We start from the raw sequence: 16969 nt of genomic DNA, 5'->3' as shown, positions 1-16969 counted from the left end.
TCGAATCGGCCGCTAGTGCGCCCAGCCGTGTGTCAAAGCCCGAGATAGGCTTTCACCGCCGGCAATCCATCCTTGCCGTCATACGTCTTCACACCGGCGAGCCAGGTATCCAGTACCTGAGGGTTCTTCTTCAGATAAGCCTTGGCGGCGTCCGTCGGTTTTTCCTTGTTCATCACCGACTGCATCACGACGTTTTCGAGCTGCGTCGTGAAGCGCAGATTGCTGACGAGCTTGCCGGCGTTCGGACAGCGCGTCAGAAAATCGGGCGCCGTCAGCGTATAGACGCGCGCCTCGCCATCGTTCGGTCCGAACACACCGTCGCTGCCGGTCAGATATTTCATGTCGATCTGGATGTTCATCGGATGCGGTTCCCAACCGAGGAACAACACCCACTTCTTGTCGCGAATCGCGCGATCGACGGTGACAAGCATGCCGGCCTCGCTCGACTCGATCAGCTTGAAGCCGCCCAGACCGAACTGGTTCGTGTCGATCATCTTCTTGATCGCGGCGTTCGCACTGCTGCCCGGTTCGATGCCGTAGATCTTGCCGTCCAGTTCCGTCCGGTGCTTCGCGATGTCGGCGAAGGTCTTCAGGCCCGCGTCGTATTCGTAGGTCGGCACCGCGAAGGTCGCCTTCGCACCGGACAGGTTCGGCGGTTGCAGCACCTGGATCGTCTTCGCGTCGACGAACGGCGCGATCGCCTTTTCCTGCACCGGCCACCAGTAGCCGAGCGAGACATCGAGTTGTTTCGTCTTCAGCCCCGCGAACGAGATCGGCACCGATGCGACCGTCGTGACCGGCTGATAGCCGAGCCCTTCGAAGACCGTCGACGCCAGCGCGGTAGTCGACGTGATGTCGGTCCAGCCGATGTCGGCGAAGCGCACGTTGCGGCAGGTGGCCGGGTCCTGCGCGAAGGCCGGTTGGAGCAACGTGGCCGCGGCGCATAGCAGACCAGCGGACAAGGCTTTGACGCGTAACTTCATGACGTTCCCCCTTCTGATACCTGATGGGTGGGTCGCAGCGCTATTCGCCAGAAGGCGAACCGGCCGGACACCGTGTATTGCGTGGCGTGATGCAAAGGTACTAGCGCATATTCCCGCCAAAGCGACCGGCTGCGACCCGTTCTTGCTTGCTTGCGACCATGAGGGAAAACCAGCATGATCGTCCCGCGCGCCGTCCTGATCCCGCGAACGTCAATATTGGCGGGCCTTGCCGGCTCGCGCACTGCTTGTTACGCTCGCCCGGATCGCGACCGCAGGTCCACGCAACCGCCCACACCAGGCACCCACGCTCCGCACGATGCCCGAAGACATTTCGTTCCTGCTGCTACCGGGCTTCTCGGCGATCGGCTTCATGTCGGCGGTCGAACCGCTGCGCGTCGCGAACCGCTTTCGCGAGAATCTGTACCGCTGGCACATTCTCAGCGTCGACGGTGCGCCGGTCGCCGCGAGCAACGGCATCTCGCTGAACGCCGAGGCCGCCTTCGATGCCTTCGATCACGCACAGACCGTTTTCATCGTCGCGGGCTTCGATCCGCTTGCGTGCTACAGCCGCGCGCTCGCCGGCTGGCTGCGACGGCTGGCGCAGTCGGGGGCGACGCTCGGTGGTATCGATACGGGCAGTTTCGTGCTTGCCGAGGCGGGACTTTTCAGCGCCGCCGACAGCCTGACCGTGCATTGGGAGGCGCTGCCCGCGTTCCGCGAGCGCTATCCGGCGCTGCAGGCCAGCCAGGAGTTGTTCGAGATCGGCGCGCGGCGCATCACCTGTGCAGGCGGCACCGCCTCAATCGATATGATGCTGGACCTGATCGGCCGCAGCCACGGCGCGGCGCTGGCGTCGGCGGTGTCGGAGCAGTTTGTCGTGAGCCGGATCAGGCAGCGCTCGGACCATCAGCGCATGGAAATCGCCGCGCGCTACGGCGTGCACAATCGCAAGCTGATCCAGGTGATCGGCGTGATGGAACAGCATATGGAAGAGCCGCTCGCACCCGACGCGCTCGCGCAGGAGATCGGCGTGACACGGCGGCAGCTCGAGCGGCTATTCTGCTCGTCACTGAAGGACACACCGACGCATTTCTATCTGCAGTTGCGGCTCAATCGCGCGCGCGAATTGCTGCAGCAGACCGACATGACGATCACGTCGATCTGCGTCGCGTGCGGATTCGAATCGCCGTCGCATTTCTCGCGGACGTATCGCGCGAAGTTCGGTGCGAGCCCGCGACGCGATCGTAGCCCGGTGCGGGTTGCCGCGCAGTAAGCCATTTCTGCGCGCGGGGTCGCGAAGCTTCGCTGGCTGGAACCACGACACAACGCAACACGGCCCGCATCGCACGAACTTCGCGATGCGGGCCGTTACCCATTAGCCGTGGATGTCTGGCACTCCAGGTCGCGCGCCATACCGCAGGCGCGCGTGGCGCTCAGAACGAATGCCGCATACCCACGCGAACGTCAGCCTGTGTCGTCGTAGTAGACGGCGTGAAGCTATAACCGATCACCGCATCGACCCCTTGCGACGCCTTCAGGTAATCACCCGAGATATACACATCGGTGCGCTTGGAGAGCAGATAGTGGAAGCCAGCCGACACCTGGTTCCAGTGATGCCCTTCGAAGTTCGTGTACTGATAGCCGCCGATCGTGCTGAACGCCGGCGTGACCTGCCAGATCGCGCCACCTTCGAGCACCTTCATATGCGACGACACGCCGAACGCCTTGATCGTCGTGTACGTGAAGTCGCCGTTCAATGTCACATTGCCGATCGCGTAGCTCGTCCCGACGCCGAACGTACCCTGCTTGTCGACGGGGAACGACGAACTCGAATACAGATCGGTGATGGCACCGGTCGTCTGGTTGACGCTGACGGTCGGACGGCCGAGGAACGTGCTCGTACCGATCATCGCGTAGGGATCGAACGCGTAGATGCCGTTCGGATTGTTCAACTGCGTATAAGCCGCACCCAGTGTGAACGGCCCGTTCGCATAGTGCGCGCCGAGGCTGTATGCGCTGTTCTGGTGGAAGTTGCCGGCCACGTTACCGAACGAATACATACCGCCGAACATGAAACCCGAAAACTCGTTCGACAGGAATTTCACCGAGTTCGGCAGACGGTCGCCGTTAAAGCGGTCGAAGTCGCCCTGGTGGATCGCGTACCCGCTGCCCCAGCTTGAGATGTTGTACAGATAGACCATCTCTTCGGTCATGTCGAGCTGATCGCCGAACGACAGCGTGCCCCACTGGTTCTTCAGGCCGACGTAGGCCTGGCGCCCGAACTCCGCGCCACCGAAGCCGAGCTGGCCATTGCCCACGTGAAAACCGCTTTCGAGCACGAACACGGCCGACAGCCCGCCGCCGAGATCTTCGACGCCCTTCAAACCCCAACGGTTGCCGTACGACACACCGTCGTCGAATTTGACGACATGCGAGCCACCGGTGTTGTTCACGTAGGTGATACCGGCGTCGAGGATGCCGTACAGCGTCACGCTGCTCTGCGCATGGCTAATGGCCGGGACGCTGGCGAGCACGAGGGCTGCGCCGGAGAATGCTGCGGCATTCAGTCTTTTCATTGTGTGGTTCTCTCTTGCCTTGCTGGATGGAAAGAGGATTCCGCCGCTAACCGGGCGAAATCGCCTGTCTTGCTGGAATGACGCACTGTCGGTGCAACGCTCGTCGCGGGTGCCATTACGCATAAACCGTCGTCGATGATGGACATTACAAATCCAATTTGCGGCCAATACGATCTGAAGCGACATCGATTGGTCGGAATGCGACAACCGGGGGAAAACGACAATGAGGGTGCGCCGCCCCAGAACGGGGCAGCGGGAGCAACGCAAGTTGAGGGGTTTAGCGAATGCCGAGCTGACTCTGCACGGCCTGCAGGCCATCCGCGCCGCTGGCGGTCGTCACGCCCTTCAGCCACGTCGCCACGAGCGCGGGATTGCCCTGCAACGCGTGCAGCGCCGCCGTGTTCACATTGACCTTGTTCTGCAGCACGTTCGCGATGATCTGGTTTTCGAGGTCGACGTTGAAGGTCATCTGCTGGAACAGACGTGCGAGGTTCGTGCACTGACCGGCGAAGCCCGCCCGCGTCACGGTGTTGACGGTCGCGCCGCCGTAGTTCGGCCCGAAGTACGCATCGCCGCCGGACAGATACGTGAGGTGGAATTTCGTGTTCATCAGATGCGGTTCCCAGGCGAGAAACACGATCCACTTCTTGTCGCGCGCGGCGCGCTCGACCTGCGTGAGCATTCCCGTTTCGCTCGATTCGACGATCGACCAGCCGCCGAGCCCAAACGCCTTGTCGGCGATCATCTTCTTGATGTTCTGGTTGGCCGGCGCGCCGGGCTCGATACCGTAGATCTTGCTGTCGAACTGGGCCGCATGCTTCTCGAGATCGGCAAACGAGTGGATGCCCGCAGCGGCGACGTAGTCGGGCACGGCGAGCGTGAACTTCGCGTTGGTCAGGTTTGCGTGCAGCACATCGATCGAATGCTCGTCGACAAACGGTTTGACGAGCGGTCCTTGTGCGGGCATCCAGTTGCCGAGAAACACGTCGATCTGGCCTTTCTTCAGCCCCTGGTAGGTAATCGGCACCGACAGGTTCGAAACGTTCTGCTGATAGCCGAGCGCCTTCAGCAGCACGCCGGACATCGCGTTGGTCGCATCGATGTCGGTCCAGCCGGGATCGGCCATGCGTACCTGAGTGCAGCTTTGCGGTTCGGCCGCGGCAGCCGTGGTGACGCTGGCGATAGCGCCGATCCCCGCGCCCGCCGCAGCAAGCAGCAGGGACAACAACCACGTGTAGCGTTTTTTCATCATGGCCTCCGGTTCGTATGCAGAACGCGTTTGTATCGTGAGTGAGAAATTCGTTTCATTCCCTGGTCTCGCAGTCAGCGGGAACACAGTGTTCGAGGTGTCGCTTGTAGAGGCGTTCAGCTTCGCGCCAACCGTCCTCGGTCAGGATTGCGGATCGCGCCTTGTTGCGTGGATCGGTAATGAGGTCTCGCTCGTAAAGCTGGTCAAGTGCACCCCAGTCGCAGCCCCTCCACGCGCGCTTGGTTTCATGCTCCGTCAAGTAGAGAAGCGTCAGAACCGCAGCGTCGATCGAAGCGGTGTCGATGCTCATGCCGCTCATGACGGCCGCATCGTAGCTGTGCCGTGCATCACGCAGTGCAATCGCCGGCAGGTTATTCAATGAATTTCTCGCTCATGACGTTAACGAACGACGCGCGGAAACCGCGCCATCGCTTCCAGTGTGTCGAGCTCGATGTGATTGCGCATGTAGCGCTGGCTCGCATCGGTGAACGGCTGCCAGTCCCACGACTGGATGCGCCCCTGCGTCGTCGCCTCGAAGTGGAAGCGCCGCCGGCTCTGGCTCGCGAGCACGGCGTCATGCAGCGCAGGGAGATTCCAGCGGCGCGCCGTCTCCGCGCGAAACGCGTCGAGCACCGCGGCTGCGCCTGGGTCGGCGGCGAGGTTGTGCAGTTCGAGCGGATCGGCGGCGAGGTTGTACAACTGATCGGGATCGCATGGCGTGTGGATGAACTTGAAGTCGCCGCGCCGGATCATCACGATCGGTGCGACCGCGCCTTCGGCGAGGTACTCGGCGATCGCTTCGTCGTGCGCACTGTCGTGCATTTGCTCTTTTTCGCCACTGCCGCGCAGATGCGGTACGAGGCTGCGACCGTCGACGGGGTCCGGCCATGCGCTGCGGCGCTCGCCTGTAGCCAGTTCGACGAGCGTCGGCAGCAGATCGACGTGCGATACCGATGCGGCGACGCGGTGCGCGTCGAAGCGACCCGGCGCATGCACGATCAGCGGCACGCGCACGCCGCCTTCGAAGCAGGTCATCTTGTACCAGAGGCCGCGTTCGCCGAGCATTTCGCCGTGGTCCGAGGTGACGATCACGATCGTGTCGTCGGCCATCCCGGTCGCTTTGAGCGCATCGAGAATCTGCCCGAACTGCGTATCGACATAGGAAAGCGCGCCGTAGTACGCATGACGTGCCGCACGCACCTGCTGCGCCGTTGGCGGCGTCACATCGGCTTCGTAGACGTCGCGCAGGCGCCGCGAATGCGCATCGCTTGCTTCGCGCGACAGCTCGACCTTCGGCATGTCGATCTCGTCGTCGGAGTACAGGTCCCAGTATTCGCGCGGAATCGCGTACGGATCGTGCGGATGCGTCAACGACGCGACGAGGCAGAACGGCCGCGCATCGCCGCCGGCTGCCCGCTCGCGGGCGATGTCGAAGAGCTTCTGGCGCGCGGTGAAGGTCACTTCGTCGTCGAAGTCGAGCTGGTTGGTGCGCACGCAAGGGCCCGCGTCGAGCACCGAACTCATGTTGTGATACCAGCTCGGCCGCACATCCGGCTGCGCCCAGTCCGGGACCCAGCCGAAGTCGGCGGGGTAAATGTCGGTGGTGAGACGTTCCTCGAAACCGTGCAACTGGTCGGGCCCGCAGAAATGCATCTTGCCGGAAAGCATGGTCCGGTAGCCGGCCGCGCGCAGATAGTGGGCGAACGTCAGGGTTTGCGCTGGAAATTCGGCGGCGTTATCGTAGGCGCCTATCTTCGACGGCAGCTTGCCCGCCATCATCGAGAAGCGGGCGGGCGCGCACAGCGGGCTCGCGCAATACGCGGAATCGAACACGACGCCTTCGCGCGCCAGCGCGTCGATACGCGGTGTCAGCGAGACGGTATGACCATATGAACGCAGCGCAAACGGCGTCATCTGGTCGGCCATCAAGATAAGGATATTCTGCTTTGTATTAAGGCTCATGGGCGGGGTCGATTAGAATCGAGAGTTCGTTTGCGGCCGCGGGTTCGTAGCGCGTAGCGGCCCGGCTGCAGCGCTAGTCCTGCACGCGCCGCCTGCATCGTGGCGTACGGTGCAGAATCAGGCTGAAAACCGCACCGCGCACGAAAGCGTCCTCACTATTGCCGGTTAATTTCGCTCTGTGAAGCCGCGCAATGCTTATAGGTCCATAAGGGGGTGTTATGCCGAGACAAGATCGCCTGCCGCCGATGCAGACGCTATCGGTATTCGAATCGGCCGCGCGGCTCGCGAGTTTCACCGCGGCTGCGCGCGAGCTCGGTTCGACGCAGCCCGCCGTCAGCCAGCGCGTCGTGCAGCTCGAAACCGATCTCGGCACACCGCTCTTCGAGCGCGGACACCGTGGCGTGACGTTGACCGCCGACGGCGAACGGCTCTTCGAAGCCGTGCGACAAAGTCTCGACGCGATCCGCGTCGCCACCGGCGATATCCGCACGCGCCGTGCAACCGGCTCGCTCACCCTGCTCACCGATTTCGGCTTTGCGACCTACTGGCTGATGCCGCGCCTCGCCCGTCTCAAGCATTCGATGCCCGACGTGAGCGTGAAAATCGTCACGTCGCAACAGGGCTTCGATCCGCATCGCGATCACGCGGACGTCGCAATCGCATTCGGCGACGGCGACTGGGCACCCTGCACGTCGACGCGGCTCTTTCCCGAAGAGGTCACGCCGGTCTGTTCGCCCGCATTCGCCGCCGCGCACCCGGGCATCGTCCACGCCGGCGATCTCGCCCATCTGCCGCTATTGCATGTGCAACCCACCGAGCCCGAACGCTGGCTCGCGTGGGATAGCTGGTTTGCAGCGCTTGGCATCGAACGTCGCGCGAACACGGACGGCATGACGTTCAACAGCTATGCGCTCGTGATCCATGCCGCGCTGATGAATCAAGGTGTCGCGCTCGGCTGGACACCGCTTGTCGATGAACTCGTCGCGACAGGTCAGCTCGTGCGTCTGCTCGACCAGCCCGTCGTCACCGCGCGCGGCTATTTCCTCGTCTGCCCGCTCGCGCGACCTGAAGCTGCGGCGGTGCCGCTGTTTCGGCGCTGGCTGTTCGACGAGTGCCGGGCGCTGGCCGCCTGACGTCGCTTTGTGCAGGATCGCAGCGCAAAGCACCGCGCCGCAACATCGTCGCCAGGTGCAATGAGTCCGAACCGGCATGACGCGAGCCTCAACCAATCCTGACAATTACCTGACGAATATCGATCGTTGAGCTTTCCTGTGTGCGCAAGCGCACAGACTGCTCCGCACCGCTGCGCGCGCTTCTCCAGCCGGTGCAATACCCCACACGTATGTCATCTGGCCTTGTTACCATGCGCCGGGCACTGCACGTTAGCGTCACCGTTGTTCCGTTTGGTGCAATATCTGCGAGAGGACTCCGTTGATTTGCGCAACGAACTTTTCCAGTTGCGGCATCGCACAACCTGCGCTGTCCGGCATAAGATACCGGAGCCCCTTTCTACCGAAACGACTGACAAAGGAGTACGCATGAAAGAAGACCAGGTACGCTCGAAGGCGTTTGCGATGCCGCTCACCAGCCCCGCATTCCCGATGGGCCCTTACCGTTTCGTCGGTCGCGAATTCCTGATCATCACCTACCGCACCGATATCGACCGTCTGCGCGAGATCGTGCCGGAGCCGCTCAAAGTCACCTCGCCGCTCGTCCACTACGAATTCATCCGCATGGCTGACTCCACCGGTTTCGGCGACTACACCGAAAGCGGCCAGGTCATTCCGGTCGAATACAACGGCGTAGCAGGCGGCTACACGCTCGCGATGTATCTCGACGATCACCCGCCTATCGCCGGTGGACGCGAGCTGTGGGGCTTCCCGAAAAAACTCGCCTCGCCGACGCTTGCGGTTCACACCGACACGCTGCTCGGCACGCTCGACTACGGTCCGGTGCGCGTCGCAACCGGCACGATGGGCTACAAGCATAGCCAGCTCGACATGGCAAAAGAGCAGCAACGCCTGGCCGGCCCGAACTTCCTGCTGAAGATCATCCCGCACGTCGACGGTACGGCGCGTGTGTGCGAACTCGTGCGTTACTACCTGCAGGACATCACGATGAAGGGCGCGTGGACCGGCCCCGCCTCGCTCGAACTCGCGCATCATGCGCTGGCGCCGGTGGCCGATCTGCCTGTGCTCGAAATCGTCGAAGCGCGACATCTGATCGCCGACCTGACGCTCGGTCTCGGCGAAGTCGTGCACGACTATCTCGCGCAGTAACGCCCCGCCCTCTCATTCACTTACGAACAACAAACAGGAACCCAGTCATGAGCAATCTGAACGGAAAAGTAGCGGTCGTCACCGGCGCGGCCAGCGGCATCGGCAAGGAAATCGCCCTGACCTACGCGAAGGCCGGCGCGGCCGTCGCCATCGCGGATCTGAACCTCGATGGTGCCAACGCAGTCGCGAACGAGATCAAGGCGGCCGGCGGTAAAGCAATCGGTATTGCGATGGACGTGACCAGCGAAGAAGCGGTGAATACCGGTATCGATCAGGTCGCGGCAGCGTTCGGCACGATCGACATCCTCGTGTCGAATGCGGGCATCCAGATCGTCAATCCGATCGAAAACTACGCGTTCTCCGACTGGAAGAAGATGCAGGCGATCCACGTCGACGGCGCGTTCCTCACGACCAAGGCCGCACTCAAGTACATGTACAAGGGCGACCAGGGCGGCGTGGTGATCTACATGGGTTCGGTGCATTCGCATGAAGCATCGCCGCTGAAGTCGGCCTACGTGACGGCCAAGCACGGTCTGCTCGGTCTGGCACGCGTGCTGGCCAAGGAAGGCGCGAAGCACAACGTGCGTTCGCATGTAGTGTGTCCGGGCTTCGTGCGCACGCCGCTCGTCGACAAGCAGATCCCCGAGCAGGCGAAAGAACTCGGTATCAGCGAAGCCGATGTCGTGAAGAACGTCATGCTCGGCGATACCGTGGACGGCGTGTTCACGACCGTCGAGGACGTCGCGCAAACGGTGCTGTTCCTGTCGGCGTTCCCGAGCGCCGCGTTGACCGGTCAGTCGTTCGTGGTCAGCCACGGCTGGTACATGCAATGAAGCCACGCGCCCGCACCGAAAAGCAGGCCGTCGATCCGACCGACCTGCACAACGAGGTTGGCGCGACGCCGGTGCGCGCGCTGCCCTACGAAACCATCGCCCTCGTGCTGCAAGGGGGCGGTGCGCTCGGCGCGTATCAGGCTGGCGTGTTCGAAGGTCTGCACGAAGCCGAGATGCCGCTCGACTGGATTGCCGGTATCTCGATCGGTGCGCTCAATACCGCACTGATCGCCGGCAACCCGCCCGAGCGGCGCGTGGAGCGGCTGCGCGAGTTCTGGGAAACGATCTGCCAGCCGGCGTTCTTTCCCGCGCTGCCCGCCGCGTTCGAGTTCGCGCTGTTCAATAGCCACGAATCGATACGTTCTGCGTTCACCGCATCGCAGGCGATGAGTGCGATATTGCAGGGGCAAAAAGGCTTCTTCGTGCCGCGTTTTCCGCCGCCGATCGACGGCATCCCGGGCGAGCCCGGCAAGGTGAGCTATTACGACACCTCGCCGCTGCGCGCCACGCTGCTTGCGCTGTGCGACTTCGACCGCATTAACGACGGCAGCACGCGGGTGTCGGTGGGCGCGGTCAACGCCCGCACCGGCAACTTCGTCTACTTCGACAACACGCGTATCGAGCTGCGCCCCGAGCATTTCATGGCGTCGGGCGCACTGCCGCCGGCGTTCGCGCCGGTCGAGATCGATGGCGAGTTCTTCTGGGATGGTGGTGTGGTATCGAACACGCCGCTGATGGAAGTGCTGCAAAGCTCGCCGCGTCGCGACACGCTCGCGTTCCAGGTCGACTTGTGGAGCGCGCGCGGTCCGGTGCCCGACACGATGGCCGGTGTCGCCGAGCGCATGAAGGACGTGCAGTATTCGAGCCGTACGCGTTTTGTCACCGACACGCTGCAACGCGAGCAGCGTTACCGCAATCTGCTGCGCCACGTGCTCGACCAGGTGCCAGAAGATCAGCGCCACGACAACCCGTGGTGCAAGGAAGCCGAAGCGTTGTCGTCGAACAAGCGCTACAACGTCCAGCATCTGATCTATCAGCGAAAGAACTACGAACACCAGTACAAGGATTACCAGTTCGGTCTTTCGACGATGCGCGACCATTGGGCTGCCGGTCTCGCTGACATCCGCAACACGCTCGCAGTGCCGGATGCGCTTGCGTTGCCGCATAACGACGCGGGCTTCGTTACGCACGACGTGCATCGCCGCCGCAAGTAATCGGGCGCATCGGTCGGAGCGCGGTGGAGGTCGAACCCGCCCCGCCGCTCATCTTTAGTGATCTGAACCCGGCCGCCGTCCTGGCGCGCCGGTACTAGCAGCACGGCGTATCGATTCTATGCACGGGGAAATTGGGCTGCTCTACTGGAGCATCCCGCCTGTGCCGCCGTTGCGTGGTCGCGCTGCTACCGGCTTCATGCGGGCAATCCCATGAAAAGCCGAGGACCCGCATGCCCGCCACCGATCGTTTCCATCAATACGTGCTGACGCTGTCGTGCCCGAGCGCCGCAGGACAGGTCGCCGCTGTCGTCGCACTGCTCGATCGGCACCACTGTTATATCGACGAGCTGAGCGTATTCGATGACGACCTGAGCGAGCGCTTTTTTGTACGTTGCGTGTTTCATGGCGTGACCGACAGCGGTGAGGATGCGCCCGGCCGCCCGGCACTCGATCTCGACGCGCTGCGTCGCGAGTTCGTCCCGATCGCCGCCGACTTCGACATGACGTGGGCAATCCACGACGTCGACGCGCGGCCGAAGGTGCTGATCATGGTGTCGAAGCTCGAACATTGCCTCGCCGATCTGCTGTTCCGCTGGCGCATGGGCGAACTGAAGATGGATATCGTCGGGATTGCTTCGAATCATCCGGATTTCGAACCGCTCGCCGCGCAGCACGGACTACCGTTCTGGCACCTGCCGGTGAATGCCGATAACCGCGCGCAGCAGGAGCAACAGGTGCTCGATCTATTCGCATCGACCGGCGCCGAACTGATGATTCTTGCGCGCTACATGCAGATCCTCTCCGATGAGACGAGCCGCAAACTGTCGGGGCGCGCGATCAATATTCATCATTCGTTCCTGCCGGGCTTCAAGGGTGCGCGGCCTTATCACCAGGCGCATACGCGCGGTGTCAAGCTGATTGGCGCGACGGCTCACTTCGTCACTGACGACCTGGATGAAGGTCCGATCATCGAACAGGTCGTCGAGCGCGTCGATCACTCGTATAAACCGGAGCGGCTGCTTGCGGTGGGGCGTGACGTCGAGTGCATTACGTTGGCGCGGGCGGTGAAGGCGTTTGTCGAGCGGCGGGTGTTTATCAATGGGGATCGGACGGTGGTGTTGTAATCCATTGAGTCATAACGCATCGACCGCGCAGTCTCCTTCAACAACGCCCAGGAACACCCCACCTCTGATAACATCTCGCCCTCTTCTGCTGGCATGACCCTGCCGACGGTACTCGCCGGCGCGGTGAACGACTCCATGGAGATGGCATGTCCCAGATCGTGGTTGAGGGCCTGGCGAAAACCTATCGCGTCGGCGAACGACAACCTGGCGTACTCGGCATGTTTCGCCGCCACTGGCGCGAGATCGAAGCGCTCAAGGATGTGAGTTTCAGCCTGGAGCGTGGCGAACTGCTTGGATTCATCGGCCCCAACGGGGCGGGCAAATCGACCACCATCAAGATTCTCTCGGGGATCCTGCGCCCCACAGCCGGCAAAGTCGTGATCGAAGATCGCGTTCCGTTCGACAACCGCATTGCTCACGTCGCCCGCATCGGCGCTGTATTTGGTCAGCGCAGCCAGTTGTGGTGGGACTTGCCTGTCGTCGATGGCTTCGATCTGCTGCGCGATATCTATCGGGTGGAACCTGCCGCCTACGTACGGACTCGCGATGAACTGGTCGCCATACTGCGACTCGAACGCCTGCTCGATCAGCCGGTGCGTCAACTGTCGCTTGGACAACGGATGCGCGCGGAGATCGCGGCTGCGCTGCTGCACGCGCCACCTATTCTCTTCCTCGACGAGCCGACTATCGGCCTCGATGCGCCATCCAAGCTCGCCGTGCGCGAGTTCGTGAAGAAGCTCAACCACGAGCGCGGCGTCACGGTGCTGCTCACTACCCACGACATGCACGACATCGAGGCGCTGGCCGAGCGCGTCATCGTCATCGGTCATGGCCGCGTGCTGGCCGATCGATCATTCGATGCGCTGCGCGCGGAGGTGCTGATCGAGCGCCGTTTGCTGGTGGATTTCGCCGGCGAAGCGCCTGCTATCGCGATCGATGGCGTGCGATTACTTCGGCGTGACGGTCGCTCGGCGGAACTCGCTTTTGATCCTCGCGTCATCGGCGCGCCGACGCTGATCGCGCGTATCGCGGCCGAACATGTCGTCGAGGACATCCACGTCGAACAACCCGCAATCGAAGAAGTCATCGCCCGGTTCTACCACCTGCACGGCGCCGTGGAAGCCTGAGCCGATGAACGTCCTTCGTCCTTACGTCGCGGCGTTCGTTGCCCGCTTCAAGACCATGCTGCAATACCGGGCTGCCGCGCTCGCCGGTTTCACTACGCAGTGCTGGTGGGGTGGGCTCAAGGTCATGGTGTACGCGGCGTTTTATCGTCATTCGACGCATGCCCATGCGTCGATGTCGCTCGCGCAGGTGATTACCTATACGTGGCTCGGACAGGCATTGCTCGCATTGCAACCGTGGAACGGCGATCCCGACGTCGCCGCAGCTGTGCGGACCGGTTCTATAGGCTACGACCGCCTGCGGCCTGTCGACACGTACACCTGGTGGTTCATCCGGGCAGCGGCGTGGATGACTTCGCGTGCATTGCCGCGCGCCGGGCTGATGTTCGTTGCCGCTGCCGTTCTGCTACCGCTCGCGGGCCTCGGCGAGTGGTCCTGGCAAGCGCCGGCCGACGTCGTCCAGGCGGGGCTCTTTGCGATCTCGCTAGTGCTGATGATCCTGCTCGGCGCGGCTTTCACGATGCTGATCAACCTCTGCATCACCGCGACGCTGACCGACCGTGGCATCAACACGCTCGCGCCGTCCTTCGTGATCCTGTTTTCGGGCAATCTCGTCCCATTAGGCTTGTTTCCCGACTGGCTACAGCCCGCTCTCATCGCTCAACCGTTCGCAGGAATGCTCGACATTCCTTCGCGAATCTATATCGGTGCGCTTAGCGGTGGAGCGGCGTGGACCGGGTTGGCTTTCCAGGTATTCTGGACCCTGATCTTCGTCGTGCTCGGCCGCAGGGGGCTCGGCAGTGTGATGACGCGTCTCGAAGTGCAAGGGGGCTGACGCGATGAACGCCCTTTATCTGCTGCAACGCTACTTCGTCGCGTCGATCCGTACACAACTGCAATATCCAGCCTCGACTTTGATGTTGAGCTTCGGTGCATTCCTGGCCAATGCCATCGAACTCGCCGGAATCTGGGCGCTATTCAACCGGTTCGGTGCCGTGCAGGGCTGGCAGTTTGGCGATATCTGCATGTTCTTCGGTATGGTCAGCATCAGCTTTTCGATCGCCGATTTTTTGACTCGTGGCTTCGACGTTTTCGGTAGTCAATTTGTGCGCACCGGCGACTTCGACAGAGTGCTACTGCGCCCGCGTACCGCAACGCTGCAGCTCATGGGACACGATTTCAGGCTGCGGGTCTTAGGGCGCTTCGCGCAGGGGCTCGCCGTGATCGTCGTCGCGACCCGAGCACTGAATTTTGACTGGGATGTCGGTGCGATTGCCTTGACGATCTGGACGATCGCGGGCGGCGTGGCGTTGTTCTTCGGTGTGCTGGTCCTGCAGGCAACGCTCGCGTTCTGGACCGTTGAAAGCCTCGAAGTGGTCAATGTTGTCACCTATGGCGGTGTGCAGGCCGCGCAGTATCCCCTCACCTTCTACACAAGCTGGTTTCGCAACTTCCTGATCTTCGTGGTGCCGATCGCCTGCGTCGCCTACTTTCCGGTGCTGGCCATCTTGCACAAAGCGGACCCGCTAGGTGCGCCCCGCTGGTTGTTGCCTCTTACGCCAGCAGTCGGATTCCTCTTCCTCGCACTTAGCTTTGCGGTGTGGCGACTTGGCGTGCGGAAATACACGTCGACAGGTACCTGAAAGTCGAATGCGGGGTGGCCAGATACAGGGCGTATGCTTGCGTCGTGCGAGCATGCTAGACGGCTTGAACGCATAACGTATCGCCGGAATACCGATCCGCTCTGTCAACGTCAACGAGCATTGCCATGGCCCAGCGCAGTTCTACTTATGTTCTCCTGCCGCTATTCATAATCGGCCTGATTTTTCTGGCCGTAACCGCGGTTGCGCTCGCACAGACGCTGACCTTCGTCGTTCACGCAACCCGAACCGAAGGGGCCTTCGTGGGTGCCGTTGCAAAGTCCGGCGGCAATCATGGCGGCACGTTTTTGTATCCGCAGGCTCAATTCACTACGCCAGATGGCCACACTTTTAAGGCGACTTCGAAGAGCGGTTCCACGGATCAGCCCTACACTGACGGAGCCCCGATTACCGTTCTCTACGATCCCAACAATCCGGAGCACGCCGAAATCGAGTCGATCTGGCTGTGGATCGGTTCGATTATTCCGGGGTCGTTCGGTCTGCTTTTCAGCGTCATTCCGACCATCGTGTTCTTTTCCTTGCGTAAAAGATCGCGAGCGGCCGGATAACGGAGTTGGCGTAGAGACGAACTTGAAGCGTTCAATCTAGTCGGTTCGCGCTGGTCACAATACGCGGTCACATCCTCGATCTCAGGCTTCCCGCTGCGTCGCCTGGCGATAAAGAGCTTTGGTAAAAGCCTCCGCCGTCCATGATTCCCGGAGCGCCCTCGCGAACAACATCTGCTGGCTTTCCGGCGCAAGGCCGCCAACGGGTGGATCGCTATCGAGATTCGTCGGAAACGGATAGCCGTCCGCGCTCGACGCAACGACTGCCTCGACTTCAACCTCGGTCAACCGATGATTCGCCAATTGATCGAGCAGAACTGGGTACAGCGCTTCACACATCCTCGTGCGATTCAGCGACTCCATGGCACGACCGTAGGCCGAAGAAACCTGCAATAGATTCGCCATGCGTTGAACGTCAGCCGTCCGGTTCGCCCCTGCTGCGTGGAAGAGCGCGGGGTTGAAGAAAAGCACGTCGCCCTTTTCGAGGGGTAGCTGAATGCAGTTCGCCTCGAAGTAATCGCGGAAATCCTGTCGTCGCCAGGCAAGATAGCCCCCGGCGTAGCGCTGCGAGAATGGAAGTAGCTTCGTCGGACCGCTTTCCACGGGCATATCGCTGTGTGCAACGGCACCTTGCAGCGTCAGAAAGGCAGACATGGTGTGGACGTGCGCCGGATAGCGTTCGGCCTGCTCGACGGTCTGAAACCCCAGATGATAGTCACGGTGTGCCTGCTGCGCCTCGCCGCCGGGACGCACGACATTCACCTGCGAAGTCATCTGAAAGCACGGACCTAGCCATGCTTCTGCTGCGGCAATCAGCATTGGATTTGCGTAGTAACGGGCGAACACCGATGGCGCGCGCAAACAAAGCTTTTGCTGCGCATTCCATATCCGGTCATTCGCGCCCGCCTTTGCGAAATGATCGGCTGCCGCACTGCCCGCTTCCCGCTCGTCGCGGATGATGGTGTCGAAGACCTCGGTGGCATCGTCGATCGGCGCGGTGTCGGGGAAAGCGCGCTTTAGTACGAAAACACCCGCACCGTGCTCAAGCACGTCCGCCCATTCGGCTTGCAACTCCGTACGACGCGTCGCATCCTTGAGTAACCGATTTAACGAAATGCAATCGTAGACCGGCACGTCCTCAACTAACTCGTCCGCGTATTCGACTTGCACTGCATCGCGACGATCTTGCAGTACTGCAAGAAAATCGGGCAGCGTACAGTCGTCCTCGCGATACAGTTTCCTCCGCCCTGGCTCCAGGCGTGAGCGTTGCTGGTCCATATCGCCTCCCGATTGATTTTCTCAACGATACTGCCGTTGCATCGATCTGCGTTGGCATAAACACATCAAAAACACCTCAATAGTGGCGCCTGCCCTTCGACACGATCAGATGAATTCGCGACAATCGAGCGTTAATGGCGA

Annotated in this window: 16 protein-coding genes; 10 read left to right on the top strand and 6 right to left on the bottom strand. The window is 61.8% G+C overall.

Going from position 1 to position 16969, the window contains the following annotated elements; genetic code table 11:
- Nucleotides 1–32 precede the first annotated feature (32 nt).
- Nucleotides 33–983, bottom strand: coding sequence for a choline ABC transporter substrate-binding protein (locus FNZ07_RS10545; RefSeq protein ID WP_091018134.1), 951 nt, complete (start codon nt 981–983; stop codon nt 33–35).
- Nucleotides 984–1299: 316 nt separating this feature from the next.
- On the opposite strand from FNZ07_RS10545, the gene FNZ07_RS10540 reads away from it, so the two are divergent.
- Nucleotides 1300–2256 (top strand): GlxA family transcriptional regulator, encoded by a 957-nt coding sequence (locus tag FNZ07_RS10540; protein WP_091018132.1) that lies wholly within the window; start codon nt 1300–1302, stop codon nt 2254–2256.
- A 160-nt stretch (nt 2257–2416) separates the two neighbouring features.
- Here the strand turns inward: FNZ07_RS10540 and FNZ07_RS10535 are convergent, their stop codons facing one another.
- The 4 genes from FNZ07_RS10535 to betC form a co-directional block, all read right to left on the bottom strand.
- Nucleotides 2417–3559: a porin gene (locus FNZ07_RS10535; protein WP_091018129.1), complete on the bottom strand. Its 1143-nt coding sequence runs from the start codon at nt 3557–3559 to the stop codon at nt 2417–2419.
- Nucleotides 3560–3836: 277 nt separating this feature from the next.
- Entirely contained in the window at nt 3837–4811 is a 975-nt protein-coding gene (gene choX, locus FNZ07_RS10530; RefSeq protein WP_407670701.1) for a choline ABC transporter substrate-binding protein, read from the bottom strand.
- A gap of 52 nt (nt 4812–4863) precedes the next feature.
- Nucleotides 4864–5187 (bottom strand): DUF6429 family protein, encoded by a 324-nt coding sequence (locus FNZ07_RS10525; protein ID WP_322788662.1) that lies wholly within the window; start codon nt 5185–5187, stop codon nt 4864–4866.
- Between the two features lie 20 nt (nt 5188–5207).
- Nucleotides 5208–6770, bottom strand: coding sequence for a choline-sulfatase (gene betC, locus FNZ07_RS10520; protein WP_091018126.1), 1563 nt, complete (start codon nt 6768–6770; stop codon nt 5208–5210).
- 218 nt (nt 6771–6988) lie between these two features.
- Here betC and FNZ07_RS10515 point away from each other — a divergent pair, with 218 nt between their 5' ends.
- From FNZ07_RS10515 to FNZ07_RS10475, 9 genes are all read left to right on the top strand, one after another.
- Nucleotides 6989–7903 carry a choline sulfate utilization transcriptional regulator gene (locus tag FNZ07_RS10515; RefSeq protein ID WP_091018124.1) on the top strand — a complete coding sequence of 305 codons (915 nt, stop codon included), beginning with the start codon at nt 6989–6991 and terminating at the stop codon, nt 7901–7903.
- A gap of 405 nt (nt 7904–8308) precedes the next feature.
- Complete coding sequence (locus FNZ07_RS10510; RefSeq protein ID WP_091018122.1) at nt 8309–9049, top strand: acetoacetate decarboxylase; 741 nt, start codon at nt 8309–8311, stop codon at nt 9047–9049.
- A 47-nt stretch (nt 9050–9096) separates the two neighbouring features.
- The gene (locus tag FNZ07_RS10505) at nt 9097–9882 is read left to right on the top strand and encodes a 3-hydroxybutyrate dehydrogenase (protein ID WP_091018119.1); all 786 of its coding nucleotides are present in this window, start codon (nt 9097–9099) and stop codon (nt 9880–9882) included.
- Nucleotides 9879–11096 carry a patatin-like phospholipase family protein gene (locus tag FNZ07_RS10500; protein WP_091018117.1) on the top strand — a complete coding sequence of 406 codons (1218 nt, stop codon included), beginning with the start codon at nt 9879–9881 and terminating at the stop codon, nt 11094–11096. Before FNZ07_RS10505 ends, FNZ07_RS10500 begins: the two co-directional genes overlap by 4 nt.
- Before the next feature lie 230 nt (nt 11097–11326).
- Nucleotides 11327–12220 carry a formyltetrahydrofolate deformylase gene (purU, locus tag FNZ07_RS10495; RefSeq protein ID WP_091018115.1) on the top strand — a complete coding sequence of 298 codons (894 nt, stop codon included), beginning with the start codon at nt 11327–11329 and terminating at the stop codon, nt 12218–12220.
- Between the two features lie 146 nt (nt 12221–12366).
- Nucleotides 12367–13347 carry an ABC transporter ATP-binding protein gene (locus FNZ07_RS10490; RefSeq protein WP_091018112.1) on the top strand — a complete coding sequence of 327 codons (981 nt, stop codon included), beginning with the start codon at nt 12367–12369 and terminating at the stop codon, nt 13345–13347.
- 4 nt (nt 13348–13351) lie between these two features.
- Nucleotides 13352–14179: an ABC transporter permease gene (locus tag FNZ07_RS10485; RefSeq protein ID WP_091018110.1), complete on the top strand. Its 828-nt coding sequence runs from the start codon at nt 13352–13354 to the stop codon at nt 14177–14179.
- A 4-nt stretch (nt 14180–14183) separates the two neighbouring features.
- Entirely contained in the window at nt 14184–14987 is an 804-nt protein-coding gene (locus tag FNZ07_RS10480) for an ABC transporter permease (RefSeq protein WP_091018108.1), read from the top strand.
- A 125-nt stretch (nt 14988–15112) separates the two neighbouring features.
- Nucleotides 15113–15553 (top strand): DUF3592 domain-containing protein, encoded by a 441-nt coding sequence (locus FNZ07_RS10475; protein ID WP_091018104.1) that lies wholly within the window; start codon nt 15113–15115, stop codon nt 15551–15553.
- A gap of 81 nt (nt 15554–15634) precedes the next feature.
- On the opposite strand, the gene FNZ07_RS10470 is transcribed toward FNZ07_RS10475, so the two are convergent.
- Complete coding sequence (locus FNZ07_RS10470) at nt 15635–16828, bottom strand: phytanoyl-CoA dioxygenase family protein (RefSeq protein ID WP_091018102.1); 1194 nt, start codon at nt 16826–16828, stop codon at nt 15635–15637.
- Nucleotides 16829–16969 lie beyond the last annotated feature (141 nt).

This window comes from Paraburkholderia megapolitana (genome assembly GCF_007556815.1).
Taxonomy (GTDB): Bacteria; Pseudomonadota; Gammaproteobacteria; order Burkholderiales; family Burkholderiaceae; genus Paraburkholderia; species Paraburkholderia megapolitana.
This window is presented reverse-complemented; position numbering and strand designations above follow the sequence as displayed.